The sequence below is a fragment of the Pseudomonas sp. GM79 genome (genome assembly GCF_000282495.1).
Lineage (GTDB): Bacteria > Pseudomonadota > Gammaproteobacteria > Pseudomonadales > Pseudomonadaceae > Aquipseudomonas.
In genome coordinates this window covers 1-23,094 of sequence record NZ_AKJE01000036.1, presented here as the reverse complement: position 1 = coordinate 23,094, position 23,094 = coordinate 1, and the positions used below count along the sequence as shown (strand labels likewise).

The following is a 23,094-nucleotide window of genomic DNA, read 5'->3' as shown; positions in this document are numbered from 1 at the left end:
ATCAAAGACGAGCGCACGTATGTCGAGCCGCAAATATGCGATCGAGTCGGATGATTGTGTTTTGATGTTTTAACGTTCGCTGTCCATCAACTAACACGTGACAGGCAGCGAACCGACTACTGGCTTCGTCCATAACTAATTCCAATAAATTTTGTTTTTAGCAGGCAATAAGAAGTTGTCGGATTTCGTTTTAAGAAAACCGTTCAGGAAGGACTTTGGACGCTCCTTAAAATCAAAAGCGCCTTCAAATCAATTGAAAGTGCGCCCAACGTACAGGCCGAGCATCAGGCTCGCCTGCTGGAAAAGGCGCGCGATGCGCCGACTCGGTGGGTCCTGGCTTTCGTCGAAGCTCCAGCGTTGCTGAAGCCGGCCCGTCGTCGGGCAGACGCGCCAGTTGGCACGAGGTTGTGCCTTGGCGTGGGCAGGAGGGGCGGAAAACGGGGCGCTGGGCCGGGCCGTCAACAGACGCTCACGGCAAAGCTTGACCCGCATGGTCGATGCAAAGGCGCGTACGCCTGGCATTACAGTGGTTTTGAAGTTCATAACATGCCTCTGGGCCGGACTGATTCCGGTGAGGCAAGTTACGGTGGAGCCTCAGGCTCTAGCGCAGCTCACCCGACCGAAAAGTCGAGTCCCGTCATTGTCTGGGTTATGTGCCAGATCCTGCATATCTGCAGTCATCCGACAGCGACTAGATACTGTGTCCATTGGATTCTTTTGTGAGTTGATAAAAGGCCGGTGTTATCGGCCCGGGCAATTTACTGAGCGAGGCGGGTGAAGTCAATCGTAAAAGTGCACTTGATTGCCGGTTAAACGGGATTCGGTTATTGAAGTGAGTAGTGGTTCAGCTAATTGACAGTTAATTGCCGTTTTGATGGCTGTTGGATGGAACGCAGGAGCTGCCGAAGGCTGCGATCTTTTGATCTTTGGTATTTCGGCGGCCGCCGAAGATCAAAAGATCGCAGCCTTCGGCAAGCAATCGTCATGGCTGGTGATTTTCTTCAGCCTGATCGATTATCGGGAGCGAGGGCTGGATGGAATGGGTGGAGGGCAGGTGAGCGTCGATATCGAATGCGTGGTGGTCGGGGCCGGTGTGGTCGGGCTGGCGGTGGCCAGGGCCCTGGCGCGGATCGGGCGAGAAGTGATTCTGGTCGAGGCGGGCGAGGGGATTGGCGTGGGCATCAGTTCGCGCAATTCGGAAGTGATCCACGCTGGCATCTATTACCCGAGCGGCAGTCTCAAGGCGCAATTGTGCGTGGAGGGCAGGCAACGTCTGTACGCCTTCTGCGATGAGCGCGGCGTCGATTACCAGCGTCTCGGCAAGCTGATCGTGGCCACCGATGACCGTCAGCGCCTTGCCTTGCAGGCGTTGCTGGAGCAGGGCCGGCGCAACGGTGTCGATGACCTGCAATGGCTGGATGCCGGGCAGGCGCAGGCGCTTGAGCCGGCGTTGTCCTGCGTTGCCGCGCTCTGGTCGCCGTCCACCGGCATCGTCGATTCCCATGCCCTGATGCTGGCGCTTCAGGCAGATGCTGAAGCGTGCGGTGCTTCGATAGCCTTTCACACGCCATTGGAATCGGCCCGTTGCACCGAGCACGGTTTCGAGCTGCACCTGGGTGGGGCTCAGCCGATGACGTTGAGCTGTCGTCAGTTGATCAATTGCGCGGGATTGTCCGCGCCTGACGTGGCGAGCCGGATCGAAGGCTTGCCCGCGCAGCACGTTCCCAAGGCCTGGCTGTGCAAGGGCAGTTACTTCAGTTTCAGTGGCCGGGCGCCGTTCCGGCATCTGGTTTACCCTGCACCGGAAAGCGCCGGGCTGGGCGTGCACATGACCCTGGACCTGGGCGGTCAGGCGCGTTTCGGGCCGGATGTTGAATGGGTCGAGCACGTCGATTACCGCGTCGATCCCCGTCGTAGCGAAGGTTTCTATCAGGCGATCCGGCGCTACTGGCCGGCGTTGCCCGATAACAGCCTGCAACCGGCCTATAGTGGCATTCGCCCGAAAATCAGCGGCCCGAGCGAACCGGCCGCAGACTTCATCATCAGCGGCCCGGATGTGCATGGCGTGCCGGGGTTGGTCAACCTGTTCGGCATCGAATCTCCGGGGCTGACCAGTTGCCTGGCGCTGGCCGAGCGGGTGGTGCAGCGTCTGATCCTGATTTGATTCGCGACGAAATCCTGTAGCCGCTGGCCCAATGTGGGAGCGGGCTTGCTCGCGAAAGCGGTGTGTCAGGCAGCATCATTGTCGACTGGCAGCCCGTATTCGCGAGCAAGCCCGCTCCCACCTGGCGCCAGCTGCTACACAGGTCGTCGTGAAGGTGCCGGTTATCAGTGTCTGCGATGCCATTCACCGCGAGGGCTATTCTTGGCAATGCGCCCATCCTCATGGGAGACCTCTGATGATCAACGTACGCACTGCCCGCATGCTCGCCGATTACAGGCACTGGGCCGATCAGCGACTCTTTGACAGCCTCATGGCGCTGCCACCGGAAGAGCTCAACCGCAAACGGGTGTCGGTGTTCAACAACATCATCGGCACCTTGAACCATATCTACGTGGTGGACTGCATCTGGCAAGCCCACCTGGAGGGCAGAGGGCACGACTTCAAAACCTCACATGACCTGCTCCATACCGAACTCCCCGAGCTGCGAATGGCGCAACAGGAGATCGATCAATGGTTCTGTGGATGGAGTGCGGCCCAGACCGACGATTCGCTGGATCAACCCATCGAATTCACCTCCGTCGCGGGGGAAAGCGGGGTCATGAGCGCCGGCGCGATGCTGTTGCATGTGGTCAACCACGCCAGTTATCACCGAGGCTGGGTGGTCCAGATGTACGTCGAGATTCCGGCCCTGCCGCCGATCACTGATCTGCCGGTGTTTCTGCGCGAGGTTCCGGGGTATTGAATTGAGTTCCCCTGCCCAAGCAAATCCCCTGTGGGAGCGGGCTTGCTCGCGAAGGCGGTCTGACATTCAACAGTGATGTCGACTGATACACCGCTTTCGCGAGCAAGCCCGCTCCCACATTGGATCTTCTTTGTGATGGCGATGGTGTCAGGCCTGAGGAATCAAACTCTGTCGGCAATCAAGTACCAACAGCGCGCCACCCAGTTCGCTGCTGCCGACTTCCAGCGTAAAACCGTGCAGGCTGACAATCGCCGCGACGATCGACAGGCCCAGCCCGAATCCGCTTTGTGGGTTACCGCCCTCGGCGCGATAGAAGCGCTGAAACACCGCCTCACGTTCGGCCAGCGCAATGCCGGGGCCGGAGTCGAGTACTTCGATTCTTGTATGCCCGGCGTCATTCACCCCACGCAAAATCACCTTGCCACCCGGCGGCGTGAACTTGATCGAGTTGCTCAGCAAATTCGCCACGGCTTCGAACAGCAGCGCCCGGTCGCCATTGAGTCGGGGCAGGGATTCGGGCAGTTGCAGATCAAAGGTCAGTTCGTCTTCTTCGGCCAGCGGCAGATAAAAGTCATGCAGCTCTTGCAGCAACGGCACCGGGTCCAGTTGCACGAAACCCGAACGGCGCTGGCGATCCTCCAGCTCGGAAATCCGCAACAGTCCACGAAAACGCGCCATCAAGGTATCGGCCTCGCCGAGCACGGAATCCAGTTGCACGGCCAGCGTCGAACCGTCATCGGCCTGCTGCTGAATCCGGTACAGCTGCGCCCGCAGGCGCGTCAGCGGTGTGCGCAGGTCATGGGCGATGTTGTCGCACACGCCCTTGACCTCGTTCATCAAGCGCTCGATGCGTTCAAGCATGGCGTTGACGATGGCGGCGAGCATGTCCAGCTCGTCACGGCGGCTGGACAGCGGCAGGCGTCGGGTCAAGTCGCCGGCGACGATGGCTTCGGCGCTGGCCTGGATCGCCCGGATCCGTCGCAGCGGGCGCCGTCGCAATAAGTGCCAGCCGGCGATGCCGGGCAGAATGGTCAGCGATACGCCCCACAGCAGCGCGTGGAGGATGATCCGGGTCACGGCAAACAACGAACCGTTGTCCCGCACCAATACCAGCCAGCGCCCGTCCAGGGTCCGGGTCGCCGAGGCATCGCAACTGTCGGCGGGCAGGGTCGGGTCGTCGGCATCGACGCAGTCGCTGAGGATGTGAATCTTGCCGTCCAGCGGCAGGCCTTGGGGGATCTGGCGCAAGGGCCCGCTGAGGTGGCGCCGCTGGTCATCGAACAAGCCATAGGCATCGATGCCGCGAACGTCGAAGGTCACACTGGCGGCGAGGGCGTCCTCCAGTTGCGCGCCCTGGAATCGGGAAAACAGATGCTGACGTTGCATCAGCGAATGTTTGGCCAGGGTGTCCAGGTAACTGGACACCTCGTAGTACATGACGCCCATGAGAATCCCGCTCCAGGCCACGAACAGCGAACTGTAGAGCGCCAGCAAGCGGCTGCTGGAGGAGCGCCAGCCTTTAGAGGGGTTCAGCAATGACATAACCCGAGCCTCGCACCGTCCGAATCAGTGGGACTTTGCCTGGCGGGTCGATCTTTTTGCGCAGACGGCCGATGTGCACGTCGATCAGGTTGGTGCCGGGGTCGAAGTGATAACCCCAGACCTCTTCGAAAATCATCATCCGCGACAGAATCTGCCCGGTGTTACGCATCAGAAATTCCAGCAACTTGTACTCGGTGGGCAGCAGCGTCAGCAACTGGCTGTCGCGGCTGGCCTCGTGGCTGATCAGGTTCAGCTCCAGATCGGCCACGCGCAATGTGGTGGCCTGGGCGGTCACGGTGTTCTGCCGGCGCAGCAAGACTTCGACCCGGGCGGCCATTTCATCGGTGGCGAACGGTTTGGTCAGGTAATCATCGCCCCCGGCGCGCAGGCCGCGAACCCGTTCATCGACATCGGAGAGGGCGCTGATCATCAGGATCGGCGTGGCCACGCCCAGGGTGCGCAGGGTGGTGACAATCGCCAGGCCATCGAGCTCCGGCAGCATGCGATCGAGGGTGATCAGGTCGTAGTCGCCGCTGACCGCGCGCGCAAGACCCTCGCGGCCATTGTCGACCCAATCCACGTCGAGGCCGTGGCTACTCAGTTCGGCGACGATTTCCCGGGCGGTCACAGCGTCGTCTTCGATGGTCAAGATGCGGGTCATAGGGCTTGCCTGATAATCGGTTCAATACGAAGTGGGGCTCATTTTGCCAAGAATTACGCGCGGCTTTTTAAATTAACTTTCATGTTGCCTCGTGAGCCTGGCTGGAACGTTGATATCATCCGGCCATAACTCTAAAGGGAAGCTGCACTGTGCGCACTTTAATGGTTCGTGGCTGGATGCCGATGTTTTTGCTGTTGTTGTGCATGTTCGGCTCATCTGCCTGGGCTGCCAACACGCCATGTTCGGGGAAGAAGGGCGGCATCGATCGTTGCGACGGCGATCTGTTTCTATGCAATGACGGCTCCATCAGTGGTTCGAAGAAAAGTTGCTCGGCGATGTTTGGCGGTAAAGACCAAGCGCGACCGCAGACGCTGCTGCAGGATTCCGATGGCTGCGCCTGCGGCACCGGCACGTTTTGCACCGGGCCAAGAGGCGGGGTGTATTGCCTGACGCCCAGCGGCAACAAGAGCTACAAGCGCAAGTAATTCATTTAGCGCAATGCATAAAACCCGCCGATATGGCCGGCTCCTTGCAAACTGCATGACCCTGAGAAGTTCATTGTTTTCAACTATTTGAAATAGAAAGATTTATTTAAATAGTGCGTCTGGCACGTTGACTGCAATTGCTCGTTTGACGAGTTGTAATACCTGCCTGGAGCACTACAACAATGAACAGATCCTCTGATGGTTTTTATCCTGTCGCAGATGAGTTCAGCACGCTCTCGGGCGTGTCCTGGGCCGCTATCTTCGCCGGGGCCGCGGCGGCTGCGGCGTTGTCGCTGATTCTCGTACTGCTTGGTTTTGGCCTGGGTTTTTCGGCGGTTTCGCCGTGGGCCCATGAAGGCGTCAGCGCCAAAAGCCTGGGTATCTCGACGATTGTCTGGCTGGCCTTTACCCAGATCGTGGCATCCGGACTCGGCGGCTACATCGCCGGTCGCCTGCGGGTGAGGTGGGCCTACCTGCACGGTGATGAGGTCTACTTCCGTGACACCGCCCATGGCTTCCTGGCCTGGTGTATCGCGACGCTGGTGACCGCGACCCTGGTGGTCGGCTCGGTCAGCAACATCGTCAGCGGCGGCGTGCAGGCCGGGGCAACGGTCGCCGGCGGTGCCGCCAGCGCGATGACCCAGGCTGCCGGTAGCGCGGTCGGTAATACCGACGGTGACCCTTACGGTTACTTCGTCGACAGCCTGTTTCGCGATGATAGGCCCGTCGCTGTCAGCGAGGACGCCGTCAATGGCACCGTCACCCGGATCTTCGCGCGCAGCCTGCGTAACGACGGTCAATTGGCACCCGAGGATCGGACCTACCTGGCACAACTGGTCGCCCAGCGGACCAACCTCACTCAAGCGGACGCCGAACGTCGTGTCGATGAAGTCTATGCCCGCACCCAAAAAGCCGTCGCCGACGCCAAACTGGCCGCGCAACAAGCGGCTGACACCGCGGCCAAAGCCGCAGCGTTGACTGCGTTGTGGATGTTCGTCGCGCTACTGGCCGGTGCATTTTTTGCCAGCCTCGCCGCGATCTTCGGCGGTCGTCGTCGGGATGCCGTGGAGTATCTGGAAACCGATGCCTACGTGACCACCACCACAACCACGACGCTGCCACCTGTTCGCTAACCCAGGAGAACCCTCATGCGCTCTATATTGCTGTTCCTTCTTGGTGTACCGATCCCGATCATCATTCTGATTGCCTTGCTGACGTGAGCCCTTCGAGGCACTTGCTTGCGCCGCTTCTACTTCAGGTAGAAGCGGCGTTTTGCTTTTGGGCTCCGGTAGCGATTCGATGAAGGCATTCTGTCAGGCAACGACGATGTTGCCTGACACGCCGCCTTCGCGAGCAAGCCCGCTCCCACATTTAGTCCATGGTGTTCAGAAAATTGGTGCCCTCCCCATAACCCCTGTGGGAGCGGGCTTGCATCGCGAAAGCGGTCTGCCAGTCACTCAGGATGAAAGGACACGCTTTCACTGGCCTGGATCAATATTTCCTTCGGCGATATTCCCTAACATAAAAAATCCAGACCCTCCTGCGGCATTGGCTACAGTACTTCAGCGCGCAACGATTGCGCTGTCCGGTTGGCCGGCAGGGTGTAAGTGCAGCATGGAGCTGAACAACCCTTACCTGAACTTTTCAAGGATGAACTTCGCGATGCAACGCCAAGACAGAACCTTCGATATCCAGCCGCTGATGCAGGCGGACATGACCGTGCGCATCAATGGCCAAACCGTCAACGCCGCCATCGGCGAAACCGTCCTGACGGTCATTCAATCACTGGGCATACGCCAAGTGGCCCGCAACGATCACGATCAAGTCAGCGGTGCCTATTGCGGCATGGGCGTATGCCAATGCTGCCTGGTGAGAATCAATGGCCGACACAAACGTCGCGCCTGCCAGACGATCGTGCGTGAGGGCATGGACGTCGAAACCCGGGTCAACCGCATCACCGGGCAGGAGGTGCTATGAGCCTGCATCCGGTAATCGTCGGCGGCGGGCCGGCGGGCATGGCGGCGGCCATTGAACTGGCCCGGCATGGGGTGCGGTGTACCTTGCTGGAAGAAGCCTCGCGGCTCGGCGGTGTGGTTTATCGCGGACCGTTGCGTGATGGCGTCCAGCTGGACTATCTGGGGCCGCGCTATTCAGAAGCGCTGGCCAAGCTGCATGGAGATTTCCGGGAGCAGTCGGGCCTGATCGACGTGCGCCTGAACCATCGCGTGGTGGGTGCTGAAGGCACTCGCGCACTGGTGCTGCTGGACGCTGACGAGCGCTTGCAGGAGATCGAGTATTCGCAGTTGCTGTTGGCTGCCGGTTGCCATGAACGCAGCGTGCCATTTCCCGGCTGGACCTTGCCCGGCGTGATTCTATTGGGTGGTCTGCAACTGCAAATCAAGAGCGGCGTCGTTAAACCGCAAGGACCGGTGGTGATCGCGGGCACCGGTCCGTTGTTGCCGCTGGTGGCCTGCCAACTGCACACGTCCGGGGTGAGTGTCGCCGGGGTTTACGAGGCGTGCGCGTTCGGCAAAATCGCTCGGGAAAGCCTTGCGCTGTTGAACAAGCCACAGCTGTTTCTCGATGGCTTGAGCATGCTCGCGTACCTGAAACTGCACGGCATTCCCATGCACTATGGCTGGGGCGTGGTCGAGGCACAGGGCGAGGGTGAATTGAACTCGGTGACCGTCGCGCCGTACTCCAGCACTTGGGTTCCAGACCTGAGTCGCGCCGAGCAGGTTGCCGCGCAGACCCTGGCGATCGGTTACGGCTTCATTCCCCGCACCCAACTCAGTCAGCAAATGGGCCTGAATCACGGTTTCAGCGCCGACGGCTATCTGCGGGCCAGCGCCAATGTCTGGCAGCAAAGCAGCGAGCCCCACGTGCACCTGGCCGGTGACATGGGCGGGATTCGCGGTGGCGAGGCGGCCATGCTCGCGGGACGGATCGCGGCGGTGTCGATCCTGCTGCAACGCAATGTGCTGGACCTGGAACTGGCGCTTGTCCGGCGCGACCGTTACTTGTCGAAACTCAAGTCCATCGTGCGCTTTCGCGCCGCCGTCGACCGCTATACCGAACGCGGCGCCGGGCAGACCGCACTGCCGGCCGCCGACACGGTGATCTGCCGCTGTGAACACGCGACCCGCGCCGACATCGATCGGGCGCTGGAGCAGGGCGTGCAAGACCTGGCCAGCCTGAAAATGCGCACCCGTGTGAGCATGGGCGATTGTCAGGGGCGCATGTGTGTAGGGTATTGCACCGACCGGTTGCGCGAAGCCACCGGCCGGCAAGACGTGGGCTGGTTGCGACCGCGTTTTCCCGTCGACCCGATTCCTTTTTCCGCGTTCCAGTCTGTCGGCACGGAGGCCGCAAGCCATGAGTAAGTTCTACGACGTGGTCATCGCCGGCGGCGGAGCAATCGGGGCGTCCTGCGCCTATCAATTGTCCAAGCGCAAACACCTGAAAGTCGCGCTGATCGACGCCAAGCGTCCGGGCAACGCGACCCGTGCGTCGGCCGGCGGCCTCTGGGCGATCGGCGAGTCGGTAGGCCTGGGGTGCGGGGTGATCTTCTTTCGCATGATGTCGGCCAATCGCAAGCGCGAAGCCCAGGGTGCCGCCGTAGCGGTGGATTCCAGCACACCGCACATCCTGCCGCAGTCGTTCTTCGATTTCGCCTTGCAGTCCAACGCGATGTACCCGGACCTGCATCGGGAGTTGCAGGAGAATCACGGGATGGATTTCAAGTTCGAAAAGACCGGATTGAAGTTCGTGATCTACGACGACGAAGACCGGCTCTACGCCGAGCACATCGTCGCTTGCATTCCGCACCTCGCGGATCAGGTGCGCTGGCTCGATCAAGCAGCATTGCGCGAAGCCGAACCGAGTGTCAGCCATGAGGCGAGGGGGGCGCTGGAGTTTCTCTGCGACCATCAGGTCAGCCCGTTCCGCCTGGCCGATGCCTACACCGAAGGCGCGCGGCAGAACGGTGTGGATCTGTATTTCAACACCAACGTCACCGGCGTGTTGCACCACGGCTCGCGGGTCAGCGGCGTGCAGACCGCCGAGGCTGGAGTGTTCCATTGCGATACGCTGATCAACGCCGCCGGTGCCTGGGCCGCCGATCTCAGCGAGCAGGCCACCGGCATTCGCATTCCGGTGAACCCGGTGAAGGGCCAGATCCTGCTGACCGAGCGCATGCCGAAGATCCTGCACGGTTGCCTGACCACCAGCGACTGTTACGTGGCGCAGAAAGACAACGGCGAAATCCTGATCGGCAGTACCACCGAAGACAAGGGTTTCGACGTGACCACCACCTACCCGGAAATCAGCGGCCTGGTGCAAGGGGCGCTGCGTTGTATTCCGGCACTGGCCGACATCAGCCTGAAACGCTGCTGGGCCGGGTTGCGTCCAGGCTCGCCGGACGAACTGCCGATTCTCGGGCCGATGAAAGGGGTGGAGGGTTACCTGAATGCCTGCGGACATTTCCGCACCGGCATCCTGACGTCGGCGATCACCGGCGTGTTGCTGGACAAACTGGTGAACAACGAGCCGTTGCCGCTGGACATCACACCGTTTCTGGCGGATCGGTTTGCAGGGGCAGCGCAGGTTGAACCGAAGGAAATGGAAATGACTTGAGGACGCCTTCGCGGGCAAGCCTCGCTCCTACAGGTTCTGCGCCGATCATGCGAACACTGATTACCTGTAGGAGCGAGGCTTGCCCGCGAAGGCTTCGGAACTGGCGCAAAGAATCTCAATCGATCGGCGTACCGACAAACACCTCAAGCCCCTCGGCATACTCCGTGAACGCGCTGATCCGCGCAAACCGCGTGGCTTCCACCTGATCCGGCACCACCAGGTTGGTAAAACTCCAGGCCACCGCCAGGGTAATTCCGTCCTGCGCAATCGAACCGTCGGTCTTCAGTGGCTGTTTTTCCAACTCCCGCTCCAGCGCCGAATACGCCGCGGCCAATTGCCCTTCGACCCGTTCCACCCAGGGCGCGTACTGAATTTCCGCTGGCCGCAGGTTACGTTCGTAGTAAAGCTGCACCGATTTCTCACATGCCGCCAACGCCAGGCCGATCAGCCGTAGCGAGCGCAAGCGTTGCTGCAGATCGTTGGGTATCAGGCTTTTACCCGGCGCGGCCAGAGCCTCCAGGTAATCGATGATCAGCGTCGAATCCATCAACACCTCACCGTCATCCAGCACCAGGGTCGGCGCCTTCACCACCGGGTTGATCTGCTGGAACTGCTCGAAGTTTCTGAACACCGAAACCGACTTGTGCTCCAGCGGTATGCCCAGGCATTTGGCGGAAATGGCGACGCGCCGCACGTAGGGCGAATCCAGCATGCCGATCAGTTTCATTGAGCCTCTCCTCGACGGTCCTTGGGGGATGGACAACCTTAGCTGAGGTTCAGCGACCTGCAAACGGCCTCGCGCTTATCCTCGGAGGCTAATCCTCAAAACCTACCTGCTCATGAATCTCATCGACCTTCAATTCCAGTCTATAAGCCACGGCGATAAACAGCGCCTGGCACAGGCACAAGGTCGCACTCAACGAACGGAAGGCAAACGAACTGCCTTCGTTGACCAGCAGCACGGTGTTGGCGCGCTTGGCCAAAGGTGAAAGGTTGCTGTCGGTGATGATCAGGGTTTTCGCCTGATGGTGCTGGGCAATACGCAGGCAGTGCTGGGTTTCCTTGCCGTAGGGCGTGAAGCTGATGGCGATCACCAGATCATTGGCGCGCACGCTGCGCATCTGCTCGCGGTAACTGCCGCCCAGACCCGACACCAGGTGGATGCGCTTGTTGGTGTGTTGCAGGTTGTAGACCAGGTAATCGGCCACCGCGAACGAGCGGCGCACCCCGACCACGTAGATGTTGTCGGCATTCACCACCAGGTCCACGGCCTTGTCGAAGGCTTGGTCATCGAGTTCCAGCCCCAGCCGCTCGATGCCCGACAAGGTGGCGTTGATGCATTCGCGCGCCAGGTCGCCGCCACTGGCCTTCTGCGATTTGTTGGCGATCATGCTGCGGATGCGTTGCTGGTAATTCTGCACCGGCGTGGTCTTGTGGGTGTAGGCCTCGCGAAACAGCGCCTGCATTTCGCTGAAACCGCTGAACCCGAAACGCTGGGAAAACCGCACGATGGCCGATGGGTGTACTTCGCATTCGCGGGCGATGTCGCTGATGCGGTCGACCATGATCCGGTCGCTCTGCTGGCTCATGTAGCTGGCGATGCGTTTGAGCTGGCGCGGCAGGCTTTCGTATTCATCGGTGATCAGCTGCAACAAACGCTCGGCATTGATCGGAGGGCTGGCGAGATCGCTGTCGGGCGTGCTCTCGGTCGTAGCCGGCTGATCGGTGCGGGACATAAGGAATCCTTCTGGCTTGTGCTTATAGAGATGACGGGGCGCGTCATCCCCTGACAATAGGTTGGCTGTGCGCAGTCTACAGGGTAGGCCGGAATAAAATCTTGAGCTTGCGCCCGCCTTGGGGTCTGCTGAAACGATGCACTGTGTCTGGAACGCTTGTGTAAAAGTTTATTGGAAAAAATATTCCACGTAAAAAATATTTAGAATAATTATTGATTGTTCGGTCCCGGTCGTTTTAGTCTGCATCCACCAAGAGCGTTCGGCGCCTTCATCGCCCCGAACGCAGGCTGATAAAAATAACAGGAGCCAGCATGGGCCAGACTCGTTTTGCCAGTGGGCGTCAATTGGATCTGATTTGCCTGGGGCGCCTAGGCGTCGACCTCTATGCGCAGCAAGTCGGAGCGCGGCTGGAGGATGTAAGCAGCTTCGCCAAATACCTCGGCGGTTCGTCCGCCAACATCGCCTTCGGCACCGCTCGGCTGGGACTGAAATCGGCGATGCTGAGCCGGGTAGGGGACGACCACATGGGTCGCTTCCTCGTTGAATCGCTGACCCGCGAAGGCTGCGACGTCAGCGGCATCAAGGTCGATCCGCAACGCCTGACCGCCATGGTCCTGCTGGGCCTCAAGGACCGCGAAACCTTTCCCTTGGTGTTCTACCGCGAAAACTGCGCCGACATGGCGTTGCGCGCCGAAGACATCAACGAAGCCTTCATTGCTTCCAGCAAAGCCCTGCTGATTACCGGCACCCATTTCTCCACCGACGGCGTCTACAAGGCGAGCATCCAGGCCCTGGAGTATGCCGAGAAGCACAACGTCAAACGGGTGCTGGACATCGACTATCGCCCGGTGCTCTGGGGCCTGGCCGGCAAGGCGGACGGCGAAACCCGGTTCGTCGCCGACCAGAATGTCAGCCAGCACGTGCAGAAAATCCTCCCGCGCTTCGACCTGATCGTCGGTACTGAAGAAGAATTCCTGATTGCCGGGGGCTCCGAGGATTTGCTCACTGCATTGCAAAACGTCCGGCGCCTGAGCGCGGCGACGTTGGTGGTCAAGCTCGGCCCGCAAGGCTGCACGGTGATTCACGGAGCGATTCCGGCGCGTCTGGAAGACGGCGCAATCTATCCCGGCGTGCGCGTCGAAGTGCTGAATGTGCTGGGGGCCGGCGATGCCTTCATGTCGGGTTTCCTCAGCGGTTGGTTGGAGGACGCCAGCGACGAGCGCTGCTGCCAGTTGGCCAATGCCTGCGGCGGGTTGGTGGTGTCGCGCCACGCCTGCGCCCCGGCGATGCCGACCCGCGCCGAACTCGACTATCTATTCAACAGCCCGGTGCCGATCACCCGGCCGGATCAGGACGCCGTGTTGCAGCGTCTGCATCAGGTCAGTGTGCCGCGCAAACAGTGGAAGCAGCTGTTCATCTTTGCCTTCGATCATCGCGGGCAACTGGTGGAACTGGCCCACAAGGGCGGGCGCGACCTGAGCAGCATTGGCGAACTCAAACAACTCTTTATCAAAGCCGTGGAGCGGGTCGAAGCGGATTTGCGTGAGCAGGGCGTCGACGCCGACGTCGGCTTGCTGGCCGATCAACGTTTCGGTCAGGACGCGCTGAACGCCGCCACCGGTCGCGGCTGGTGGGTGGCACGGCCGGTGGAAGTGCAGGGGTCGCGGCCATTGGCGTTCGAGCACGGTCGCTCGATCGGCAGCAACCTGATCGCCTGGCCGCAGGAACAAATCATCAAGTGCCTGGTGCAATTTCATCCCGACGACGAGCCGCTGCTGCGTCTGGAGCAGGAAGCGCAGATCAAGGGTCTGTATCAGGCGTCGCAAGTCAGCGGTCATGAACTGCTGCTGGAGATTATTCCGCCCAAGGATCACCCATCACAGCATCCGGACGTGCTGTATCGCGCGCTGAAACGCCTCTACAACCTGGGCATCTACCCGGCGTGGTGGAAGATCGAAGCGCAAAGCGCCGAGGAATGGAAACAACTCGACGAGCTGATTCAGGAACGCGATCCGTATTGCCGTGGCGTGGTGCTGCTGGGCTTGAATGCACCGGCGGCGGCGTTGGCCGAAGGGTTTCAGCAGGCCAGCCAGAGCCAGACCTGCCGTGGTTTCGCCGTAGGCCGGACGATTTTCCAGGAGCCGAGCCGCGCGTGGATGGCCGGTGAAATCGACGACGAAACGCTGATCCGCCAGGTGCAGGGCACGTTCGTCGAATTGATCGACGCCTGGCGCACGGCCCGGGCCTGAACAAATTAGCTGATTGATGGGGCTTTTGTGGCGAGGGAGCTTGCTCCCGCTGGACTGCGAAGCAGTCCCAAATCAACCAGCCCGGTGCATCAGGTAAACCGCATTCACAGGTTTGCGACTGCTTCGCAGCCGAGCGGGAGCAAGCTCCCTCGCCACATGTGATCGGTTGAACATTTTAGTAAAAACAATAAAAGGTGCAGCCATGCCCGCTATCCGAATTGGCATCAACCCGATCTCCTGGAGCAACGACGACTTGCCGTCCCTCGGTGGCGAGACGCCGTTGAGCACCGCCCTCAGCGAAGGCAAGGACATCGGCTACGAAGGCTTCGAACTCAACGGTAAATTCCCCAAAGATGCCAAAGGCGTCGGCGACGTGCTGCGGCCCTACGATCTGGCACTGGTGTCCGGCTGGTATTCCAGCCGTCTGGCCCGCCGTTCCGTGGCCGAGGAAATCGACGCCATCGCCAGCCATGTCGAGCTACTGGCGAAGAACGGCGCCAAGGTGCTGGTCTATGGCGAAGTCGCCGACTCCATTCAAGGCCAGCGCATTCCACTGGTCGAGCGCCCGCGTTTTCACACCGAGCAGGCCTGGCAGGAATACGCCGACAAACTCACCGAACTGGCACGCTTCACCCTGTCCCAAGGCGTGCGCCTGGCATATCACCATCACATGGGCGCCTACGTCGAGTCCCCGGCCGACATCGACAAACTGATGGCATTGACCGGCAGCGAAGTCGGCCTGCTGTTCGATTCGGGCCACTGCTACATGGGCGGCGGTGAACCCTTGCAGGTGTTGCGCAAACACATCGAACGCATCTGCCACGTGCATTTCAAGGACGTGCGCAAACCGGTGGTGCAACTGGCGCGCAACAACCTGTGGAGCTTCCCGGACTGCATCATCAATGGCACGTTCACCGTGCCCGGCGATGGCGATATCGATTTTGGCACCCTGCTCGACGTCCTGCTGGGTGCCGATTACCACGGCTGGCTGGTGGTCGAGGCCGAGCAGGATCCAGCGGTGGCGCCGAGTTACGTCTACGCCAAAAAAGGCTACGACACGCTGCGTGCGCTGCTCGACGAGAGGATTAAGTGATGAGCCTTTTGGTCAAAAGCAATGCCCGCGGCCGGACCATGGTCGAGCTGGGCAAAGGTGAGCTGGAATACGTCGGCTTCGCCGCTTATCGCTTGAGCCTGGGCGAGACCTTGCCAGTCAGCACCGGTGACAAGGAACTGTGTCTGGTGCTGCTCAGCGGTCGGGTCAGCATCAAGGGCGAAGCACCGGGGCAGGGCGCGTTCGACTGGGACAACATCGGCGATCGCCAGTCGGTGTTCGAAGACAAATCACCGTTCGCCGCGTACTTGCCACCGGACAGTCAGGCGCAAGTGGTTGCGCTCAGCGACGTGCAGATCGCCGTCTGCGCCGCGCCCGGTTCGACCGCCGAAAATCACAGCCCACGGCTGATCCAACCCGACAGCATGAAACGCAGCGTGCGTGGCAAGGGCGCCAACACCCGTTACGTCTGCGACATTCTGCCAGACACCGAGCCAGCCCATTCGCTGCTGGTGGTGGAAGTGCGTACGCCGTCCGGGCATTCGTCGAGCTACCCGCCGCACAAGCACGACACCGACGATCTGCCGCACCAGAGCTTTCTTGAAGAAACCTATTACCACCAGATCAATCCGCCCCAAGGCTTCGTGTTCCAGCGGGTGTACACCGACGATCGCAGCATCGACCAGGCCATGGCCGTGGAAAACAGCGACCTGGTGGTCGTGCCCAAGGGCTATCACCCGGTCAGCGTGCCCTACGGCTACGAGTCGTATTACCTGAACGTGATGGCCGGGCCGAAACGCGTCTGGCAGTTCCACAACGATCCGCAGCACAGTTGGCTGCTTGAGCTCTGAACTAAAAAGCCTGAATTTCAACATTCGAAGGGAGAACAAGAACAATGAGCGACGCCCAGGTTTTAGGCCATTACATCGACGGTCAGGTGCAAGACAACGGCAACGAGCGCTTCAGCAATGTCTTCAACCCGGCCACCGGCGCGGTTCAGGCGCGGGTCGGGCTGGCCAGCCAGAAGACCGTGGACGAAGCCGTCGCCTCGGCCCTGAAGGCGTTTCCGGCGTGGTCCGAGCAATCGTCCCTGCGCCGTTCGCGGGTGATGTTCAAATTCAAGGAACTGCTCGACCGCCATCACAATGAACTGGCGGAAATCATCAGCCGCGAACACGGCAAGGTGTTCTCGGACGCCAAGGGCGAAGTGACGCGTGGCATCGAAATCGTCGAGTACGCCTGTGGTGCGCCGAACCTGCTGAAAACCGATTTCAGTGACAACATCGGCGGTGGCATCGACAACTGGAACCTGCGCCAGCCGCTGGGCGTGTGTGCCGGCGTTACTCCATTCAACTTCCCGGTGATGGTGCCGCTGTGGATGATCCCGCTGGCGCTGGTCACCGGTAACTGCTTCATCCTCAAACCGTCTGAACGCGACCCGTCGGCCAGTTTGCTGATGGCGAAATTATTGACCGAAGCTGGATTGCCGGACGGTGTGTTCAACGTAGTTCAGGGCGACAAGGCCGCGGTCGACGCCTTGCTGCAACACCCGGACATCGAGGCGATTTCCTTTGTCGGCTCGACACCGATTGCCGAGTACATCCACCAGCAAGCGACCTCGCGCGGCAAACGCGTACAGGCGTTGGGCGGGGCGAAGAACCACATGATCGTCATGCCCGATGCCGATCTGGACCAAGCGGCAGATGCATTGATCGGCGCCGCTTACGGCTCGGCCGGTGAGCGCTGCATGGCGATTTCGATTGCCGTGGCGGTCGGCGATGTCGGCGACCAACTGATTGCCAAACTGCTGCCGCGCATCGATCAACTTAAGGTCGGCAACGGCATGCAGAGCGACAGTGACATGGGGCCGTTGGTCACGGCTGAACACAAGGCCAAGGTCGAAGGCTTTATCGGCGAAGGCGTGGCCCAGGGCGCGCAGCTGATTGTCGACGGGCGCAACTTCAAGGTGCCGGGGGCCGAGAATGGTTTCTTCGTCGGCGCGACGCTGTTCGACAACGTCACGACCGAGATGAGCATCTATCAGCAAGAGATCTTCGGCCCGGTGCTGGGCATCGTGCGCGTACCGGATTTCGCCAGCGCCGTGGAGCTGATCAATGCCCATGAATTCGGCAACGGCGTGTCCTGCTTCACCAGCGATGGCGGCATCGCCCGTTCATTTGCCCGCAACATCAAGGTTGGCATGGTCGGCATCAACGTACCGATTCCAGTGCCCATGGCCTGGCACTCCTTCGGCGGCTGGAAGCGCTCGCTGTTCGGTGATCACCACGCTTATGGCGAAGAAGGCATTCGCTTCTACAGCCGTTACAAAAGCGTGATGCAGCGCTGGCCCGACAGCATTGCCAAGGGCCCTGAATTCAGCATGCCGACAGCCAAATAATTCACTTGTGCGGAGAACAACAAAAAATGAGCAAACCTCTGCGTTTCGCCCTGAACCGTATGGTCGCCCCACGCTTGTCCCTGCCTGCGTTCATCGAATTGGCGGTGACCCTCAAGGCCGACGCCATCGAGATCCGCAACGACCTCAAGGGTGTCGAGATCGAGGACGGCACCGCGCCCGAACATGTGCGTGAGCTGTGCGCGGCCAAAGGCATCACCGTGCTGTCGATCAACGCGCTGTATCCGTTCGATGTCTGGAATGACGAGCGCCGTGCACACGCTCTGAAGCTCGCCGCTTATGCCCGTGATTGTGGCGCGCAGGGTTTGGTGATGTGCCCATTGAACGACCGTGCCGATCCACGAACCGAGGCGCAGCGTGCTTCCGGGCTACGCACGGCGTTGAGTGAACTGGCGCCGATCCTGCGTGATCACGGCATCCTCGGTTTCATCGAGCCGCTGGGTTTCGAAGAATGCTCACTGCGGCGCAAACGCACGGCGGTCGACGCGATCAAGGCCATCGGTGGGCTGGATGTGTTCCGTCTGGTGCATGACACCTTTCACCATCACTTGGCCTGCGAACATGAGTTCTTCCCCGAGCTGACCGGGCTGGTGCACATCTCCGGCGTCGAAGATGCCGAGGCGCCGCTGGCGACCATCCGCGACGGCCACCGGGTGCTGGTGGGCGAGGGCGACATCCTCGGCAACGCGGCGCAGATCGAGACCTTGCTCGCTACCGGCTACAGCGGCTACCTGTCGTTCGAACCGTTCGCCGACAGCGTCCATGGCCTGGCGGATATCCAGACGGCGATCGGCGCGAGCATGGATCACCTGCAGAAATCCCTGAGCTGACACTGTTTTTGAACTGATGGAGATCAACTGTGGGAGCGGGCTTGCTCGCGAAGACGGCGGCACATTCAAAATTGAAATCGCCTGACACACCGCCTTCGCGAGCAAGCCCGCTCCCACATTGATCGGATTTGCATACAGAAAAGGTGCAAGCATGACCACAACAAGACTGACCATGGCCCAGGCCCTGGTGAAATTCCTCGATAACCAGTACATCGAGGTCGATGGGGTTCAGAGCAAATTCGTCGCCGGGATCTTTACCATTTTCGGCCACGGCAATGTGCTGGGTCTGGGGCAAGCCCTGGAACAGGACAGCGGCGACCTGATCGTGCATCAGGGTCGCAATGAGCAAGGCATGGCCCATGCCGCCATCGGTTTTGCCAAACAGCATCTGCGACGCAAGATCTACGCCTGCTCTTCATCCGTAGGGCCGGGAGCGGCGAACATGCTGACCGCTGCCGCGACGGCCACTGCCAACCGTATTCCCTTGCTGCTGTTGCCCGGTGACGTCTACGCCTGCCGCCAACCCGACCCGGTGCTGCAACAGATCGAACAGTTCCACGATCTGAGCATCAGCACCAACGATGCCTTCAAGGCCGTGAGCAAATACTGGGACCGGATCAACCGTCCCGAGCAACTAATGACCGCGGCGATCCACGCCATGCGCGTGCTCACCGACCCCGCCGAAACCGGCGCGGTGACCCTGGCCTTGCCGCAAGACGTGCAGGCCGAGGCGTACGACTATCCCGATTACTTCCTGCAAAAACGCGTACACCGCATCGAGCGCCGCCCGGCCACCGAAGCGATGCTGGGCGATGCCGTGGCATTGTTCAAAGGCAAGCACAAGCCGCTGATCATTTGCGGCGGTGGGGTCAAATACTCCGGCGCCAATGCAGCGTTACAGGCGTTCGCCGAGCGCTTCGATATTCCCTTTGCCGAAACCCAGGCCGGCAAGAGCGCGGTGGTGTCCAGCCATCCGCTGAACGTCGGCGGGATCGGCGAAACCGGTTGCCTGGCGGCGAACCTGCTGGCCAAGGACGCTGATTTGATCATCGGTGTCGGCACTCGCTACAGCGATTTCACCACCGCGTCGAAATCCTTGTTCAAGCACCCGGACGTGCAATTTCTCAACCTCAATATCAGCCCTTGCGATACCCTGAAGCTCGACGGCGTGCAACTGCTGGCGGACGCCAAAACCGGTCTGCAGGCACTGGCCGAAGTACTGGGTGATTACCGCTCGAGCTGGGGCGATCAGCCCCGTCAGGCCAAGACGCAACTGGATGAGGAAGTCGATCGCATTTATCAGGTCGAATACCAGGCCAAAGATTTCGTCCCGGAAATCAACGACCACATGGACCCGGCGGTGCTGCGCGAATTCATCGAGCTGACCGGCTCCTGCCTGACCCAGAGCCGGGTGCTTGGCGTGCTCAATGAAACCCTGGCCGATGACGCCGTGATCGTCGCCGCCGCTGGCAGTTTGCCCGGTGACCTGCAGCGCAGCTGGCGCAGCAAGGGCGTGAACACTTACCACGTCGAGTACGGTTATTCGTGCATGGGTTACGAGGTGAACGCCGCACTGGGCGTGAAGCTCGCCGAGCCTGAGCGCGAGGTCTACGCACTGGTGGGCGACGGCTCCTACATGATGCTGCACTCGGAACTGGCGACCTCGATCCAGGAGCGGCGCAAGATCAACGTGGTGCTGCTGGACAACATGACCTTCGGCTGCATCAACAATCTGCAAATGGAACACGGCATGGACAGCTTCGGCACCGAGTTCCGTTTTCGCAATCCGGAAACCGGCAAGCTCGATGGCGGTTTCGTGCCGGTGGATTTCGCCATGAGCGCGGCGGCTTATGGCTGCAAGACATACAAAGTGAACACGGTCGAGCAACTACAAGACGCCCTGGCGGATGCGCGGTTGCAGACGGTGTCGACGCTGATCGATATCAAGGTCCTGCCCAAGACGATGATTCACAAATACCTGTCGTGGTGGCGGGTCGGCGTGGCGCAAGTCTCCACCAGCGCCCGCACCGATGCGGTGGCCAAGACCCTCAATGAACGGCTGGCCAAGGCCCGTCAATACTGATTGCCCTGAAACGAACAAACAGGAGTGTTTATATGTCTTTGCTTTCCAATTCGTTGCGGATCGGCGTTATCGGCACCGGGGCCATCGGCCAGGACCACATCCGTCGTTGCAGCCAGACCTTGCTCAACAGCCAGGTCGTCGCGGTCACCGACATCAATTTGCAGCAAGCGGCCAAGGTCGTTTCCGATCTGAAACTGACTGCCGAGGTCTATCCCGACGGTCATGCGCTGATCAAGGCACCGGAAGTCGACGCGATCCTCGTGACTTCCTGGGGCCCGAGCCACGAAGAATTTGTACTGGCAGCGATTGCCGCCGGCAAACCGGTGTTCTGCGAGAAACCGCTGGCGGTCACTGCCGAAGGCTGCCGCAAGATCGTCGAGGCCGAAGTGGCCCACGGCAAGCGGCTGGTGCAGGTCGGTTTCATGCGCCCATACGATGAAGGGTATCGGGCGTTGAAAGCAGTGATCGACAGCGGCCAGATCGGCGAGCCGTTGATGCTGCATTGCGCCCACCGCAACCCGACCGTGGGTGAAAACTACAAGACCGACATGGCGATCACCGACACGCTGATCCATGAGCTGGACGTGTTGCGTTGGTTACTCGACGACGATTATGTGTCGGTGCAAGTGGTGTTCCCGCGCAAGACCAGCAAGGCCCACGCCCATTTGAAAGACCCGCAGATCGTGTTGCTGGAAACCGCCAAGGGCACGCGCATTGATGTGGAAGTGTTCGTCAATTGCCAGTACGGCTACGACATCCAGTGCGAAGTGGTGGGGGAGACCGGCATCGCCAAACTGCCGGAGCCGTCGCAGGTTCAATTGCGCAGCGGGGCGAAGCTGTCCAATGCAATTTTGATGGACTGGAAGGACCGGTTCATCGCCGCGTACGACGTCGAATTGCAGGCGTTTATCGATGGCGTGCGGGCCGGGCAGGTCGGCGGGCCGTCGGCATGGGATGGTTTCGCGGCAGCGGTGGCGGCGGATGCCTGCATCGAAGCGCAGAGCAGCGGCCAGATCGTAAAAGTCGGCCTGCCAGACCGCCCCCGTTTCTACGGCTAACCCCAAATCCAATGTGGGAGCGGGCTTGCTCGCGAAGGCGGAGTGTCAGACAACATCCTTGTTGACTGAAAGACCGCCTTCGCGAGCAAGCCCGCTCCCACAGGGTTGGTGTCTGGGTTCAGATTCTGGTTAAGGAGAACAAAAAAACATGCGTATCGCACTTGATCCCTACATGTACCGCAACCTGTCCCTGGGCAAGATGGTCGACAAGGTTGCCGAGCTCGGTTACGAACACATCGAGCTGTCGCCCCGGGAAGACTTCTTGCCGTTCTATAAAGCCCCACGGGTTGATAAGGCGCGGATCAAGGAATTTCGCAAAGCCCTGAGCGACACCGGGGTCAAACTCTCTTCCTTATTACCGATGTACCACTGGGCTGCCGCCGATGAAGGTTTGCGTGTGGCCGCCGTGCGTAACTGGAAGCGCGCGATCCAGATTGCCGTGGAGATGGACTGCGAACTGGTCAACACCGAGTTCACCGGCCAGTCGGACAACCCGTTGGTGTGCGAGAACCAGTTCATGCGCTCCATGGACGAGCTGATCCCCGAGTTCGAACGCGAAGGCATCAAGCTCGATATCCAGGCCCACCCTTATGATTTCTGCGAGCGCAACAACGAGTCGGTGGACATCATTCGTGGTCTGGACCGGGACTGGATCAACTACCTCTACGCCGCGCCCCACACGTTTTTCTATGACGACGGTGTTGGTGATATCGCCTCGATGCTCAAGTACGCCGGCTCGAAACTGAGCCACCTGATCATCGCCGACACCTACAACCACAAGGCTTCCTCGGGCTTGCGCTACATCGTCAACCCGCCGGGCGTCACCGCCACCGTGCACCAGCATCTGGACATCGGCCAGGGCGAGGTCGACTGGGAAGCGTTTTTCGGCACCCTGCGCGAGATCAAGTTCGATGGCATCGCTACCGTCTCGGTATTCGCCTGGGAAGACCGGCCGGACGAGTCCAATCGCATGATGCTCGACCGCGTGACCCGCGAACTCTGCCGTTAACCACGGCATACACAAAACCTGTGGGAGCGGGCTTGCTCGCGAAGACGGCGGCACATTCAACATTGATATCGCCTGACACATCGCCTTCGCGAGCAAGCCCGCTCCCACAAGGTCCGTGTACATCCGGTAATTAACTATAAGGAGAATACTTTCATGCGTATCGGACTTGTCGGTTACGGCCATGGCGGCCGGTTTTTCCATGCTCCGCTGATCAGCAGTTTGCCGGCGGCGACCTTTGTAGGCGTGGTCACCCGTGCTGCCGAGCGCCGACAACTGCTGGCCACGGAACATCCCGGTGTGCCGGCCTTCGACAGCATCGGCCAACTGGTCGAAGCCGGGGTCGATGTGCTGGTGATTTCCACGCCGCTCAAAGGTCGCCCGGCGCTGGTACTCGACGCCATCGAACACGAAGTGGCGGTGGTCAGCGACAAGC

The 23,094-nt window shown here is 60.4% G+C and carries 21 protein-coding genes; 16 read left to right on the top strand and 5 right to left on the bottom strand.

Annotated elements, in window-relative coordinates:
* Positions 1-249: 249 nt before the first annotated feature.
* Positions 250-543 (bottom strand): hypothetical protein, encoded by a 294-nt coding sequence (locus PMI36_RS18655; RefSeq protein ID WP_008070682.1) that lies wholly within the window; start codon positions 541-543, stop codon positions 250-252.
* A 511-nt stretch (positions 544-1,054) separates the two neighbouring features.
* Here PMI36_RS18655 and PMI36_RS18660 point away from each other — a divergent pair.
* Complete coding sequence (locus PMI36_RS18660) at positions 1,055-2,164, top strand: NAD(P)/FAD-dependent oxidoreductase (RefSeq protein WP_032830292.1); 1,110 nt, start codon at positions 1,055-1,057, stop codon at positions 2,162-2,164.
* A gap of 235 nt (positions 2,165-2,399) precedes the next feature.
* A complete protein-coding gene (locus PMI36_RS18665) occupies positions 2,400-2,906 on the top strand; it encodes a DinB family protein (RefSeq protein WP_008070680.1) in 507 nt (168 codons plus the stop codon).
* Between the two features lie 147 nt (positions 2,907-3,053).
* Here the strand turns inward: PMI36_RS18665 and PMI36_RS18670 are convergent, their stop codons facing one another.
* Positions 3,054-4,448 (bottom strand): sensor histidine kinase, encoded by a 1,395-nt coding sequence (locus PMI36_RS18670; protein ID WP_008070679.1) that lies wholly within the window; start codon positions 4,446-4,448, stop codon positions 3,054-3,056.
* Positions 4,426-5,109 (bottom strand): response regulator transcription factor, encoded by a 684-nt coding sequence (locus tag PMI36_RS18675; protein ID WP_007907911.1) that lies wholly within the window; start codon positions 5,107-5,109, stop codon positions 4,426-4,428. The genes PMI36_RS18670 and PMI36_RS18675 overlap by 23 nt, the downstream gene beginning before the upstream one ends.
* A 161-nt stretch (positions 5,110-5,270) precedes the next feature.
* Here PMI36_RS18675 and PMI36_RS18680 point away from each other — a divergent pair, with 161 nt between their 5' ends.
* The 5 genes from PMI36_RS18680 to hcnC all read left to right on the top strand — a co-directional run bounded on the left by PMI36_RS18680 (position 5,271) and on the right by hcnC (position 10,229).
* Positions 5,271-5,594, top strand: coding sequence for a hypothetical protein (locus PMI36_RS18680; RefSeq protein ID WP_032830288.1), 324 nt, complete (start codon positions 5,271-5,273; stop codon positions 5,592-5,594).
* Between the two features lie 182 nt (positions 5,595-5,776).
* Positions 5,777-6,727, top strand: a complete 951-nt coding sequence (locus PMI36_RS18685) for a hypothetical protein (protein ID WP_008070677.1) — start codon at positions 5,777-5,779, stop codon at positions 6,725-6,727.
* Between the two features lie 529 nt (positions 6,728-7,256).
* On the top strand, positions 7,257-7,571 hold the full coding sequence (locus PMI36_RS18690; RefSeq protein WP_008070675.1) for a (2Fe-2S)-binding protein: 315 nt from the start codon (positions 7,257-7,259) through the stop codon (positions 7,569-7,571).
* On the top strand, positions 7,568-8,977 hold the full coding sequence (hcnB, locus tag PMI36_RS18695) for a cyanide-forming glycine dehydrogenase subunit HcnB (RefSeq protein WP_008070661.1): 1,410 nt from the start codon (positions 7,568-7,570) through the stop codon (positions 8,975-8,977). Before PMI36_RS18690 ends, hcnB begins: the two co-directional genes overlap by 4 nt.
* Positions 8,970-10,229: a cyanide-forming glycine dehydrogenase subunit HcnC gene (hcnC, locus tag PMI36_RS18700; protein ID WP_008070658.1), complete on the top strand. Its 1,260-nt coding sequence runs from the start codon at positions 8,970-8,972 to the stop codon at positions 10,227-10,229. Before hcnB ends, hcnC begins: the two co-directional genes overlap by 8 nt.
* Before the next feature lie 115 nt (positions 10,230-10,344).
* Here hcnC and PMI36_RS18705 read toward each other — a convergent pair whose 3' ends face one another.
* Both PMI36_RS18705 and PMI36_RS18710 read right to left on the bottom strand, forming a co-directional pair.
* A complete protein-coding gene (locus PMI36_RS18705; protein WP_008070657.1) occupies positions 10,345-10,956 on the bottom strand; it encodes a glutathione S-transferase family protein in 612 nt (203 codons plus the stop codon).
* 88 nt (positions 10,957-11,044) lie between these two features.
* Positions 11,045-11,965, bottom strand: coding sequence for a MurR/RpiR family transcriptional regulator (locus PMI36_RS18710; protein WP_007907898.1), 921 nt, complete (start codon positions 11,963-11,965; stop codon positions 11,045-11,047).
* Between the two features lie 311 nt (positions 11,966-12,276).
* On the opposite strand from PMI36_RS18710, the gene PMI36_RS18715 reads away from it, so the two are divergent.
* The 9 genes from PMI36_RS18715 to PMI36_RS18755 form a co-directional block, all read left to right on the top strand.
* Positions 12,277-14,214 (top strand): bifunctional 5-dehydro-2-deoxygluconokinase/5-dehydro-2-deoxyphosphogluconate aldolase, encoded by a 1,938-nt coding sequence (locus PMI36_RS18715; protein WP_008070655.1) that lies wholly within the window; start codon positions 12,277-12,279, stop codon positions 14,212-14,214.
* A gap of 202 nt (positions 14,215-14,416) precedes the next feature.
* On the top strand, positions 14,417-15,307 hold the full coding sequence (iolE, locus tag PMI36_RS18720; RefSeq protein WP_008070653.1) for a myo-inosose-2 dehydratase: 891 nt from the start codon (positions 14,417-14,419) through the stop codon (positions 15,305-15,307).
* On the top strand, positions 15,307-16,116 hold the full coding sequence (gene iolB / locus PMI36_RS18725) for a 5-deoxy-glucuronate isomerase (RefSeq protein WP_008070652.1): 810 nt from the start codon (positions 15,307-15,309) through the stop codon (positions 16,114-16,116). The genes iolE and iolB overlap by 1 nt, the downstream gene beginning before the upstream one ends.
* A gap of 44 nt (positions 16,117-16,160) precedes the next feature.
* On the top strand, positions 16,161-17,663 hold the full coding sequence (locus PMI36_RS18730; protein WP_008070650.1) for a CoA-acylating methylmalonate-semialdehyde dehydrogenase: 1,503 nt from the start codon (positions 16,161-16,163) through the stop codon (positions 17,661-17,663).
* Between the two features lie 26 nt (positions 17,664-17,689).
* Positions 17,690-18,511 carry a TIM barrel protein gene (locus PMI36_RS18735; protein ID WP_007897185.1) on the top strand — a complete coding sequence of 274 codons (822 nt, stop codon included), beginning with the start codon at positions 17,690-17,692 and terminating at the stop codon, positions 18,509-18,511.
* 151 nt (positions 18,512-18,662) lie between these two features.
* Positions 18,663-20,594 (top strand): 3D-(3,5/4)-trihydroxycyclohexane-1,2-dione acylhydrolase (decyclizing), encoded by a 1,932-nt coding sequence (gene iolD, locus PMI36_RS18740; protein WP_008070648.1) that lies wholly within the window; start codon positions 18,663-18,665, stop codon positions 20,592-20,594.
* A 32-nt stretch (positions 20,595-20,626) separates the two neighbouring features.
* Positions 20,627-21,652 carry a Gfo/Idh/MocA family protein gene (locus PMI36_RS18745; protein WP_008070647.1) on the top strand — a complete coding sequence of 342 codons (1,026 nt, stop codon included), beginning with the start codon at positions 20,627-20,629 and terminating at the stop codon, positions 21,650-21,652.
* Positions 21,653-21,800: 148 nt separating this feature from the next.
* Complete coding sequence (locus PMI36_RS18750; protein ID WP_008070646.1) at positions 21,801-22,661, top strand: sugar phosphate isomerase/epimerase family protein; 861 nt, start codon at positions 21,801-21,803, stop codon at positions 22,659-22,661.
* 153 nt (positions 22,662-22,814) lie between these two features.
* Positions 22,815-23,094 (top strand): Gfo/Idh/MocA family oxidoreductase (locus tag PMI36_RS18755; RefSeq protein WP_008070645.1); only part of this gene is annotated, 280 nt, incomplete at its 3' end.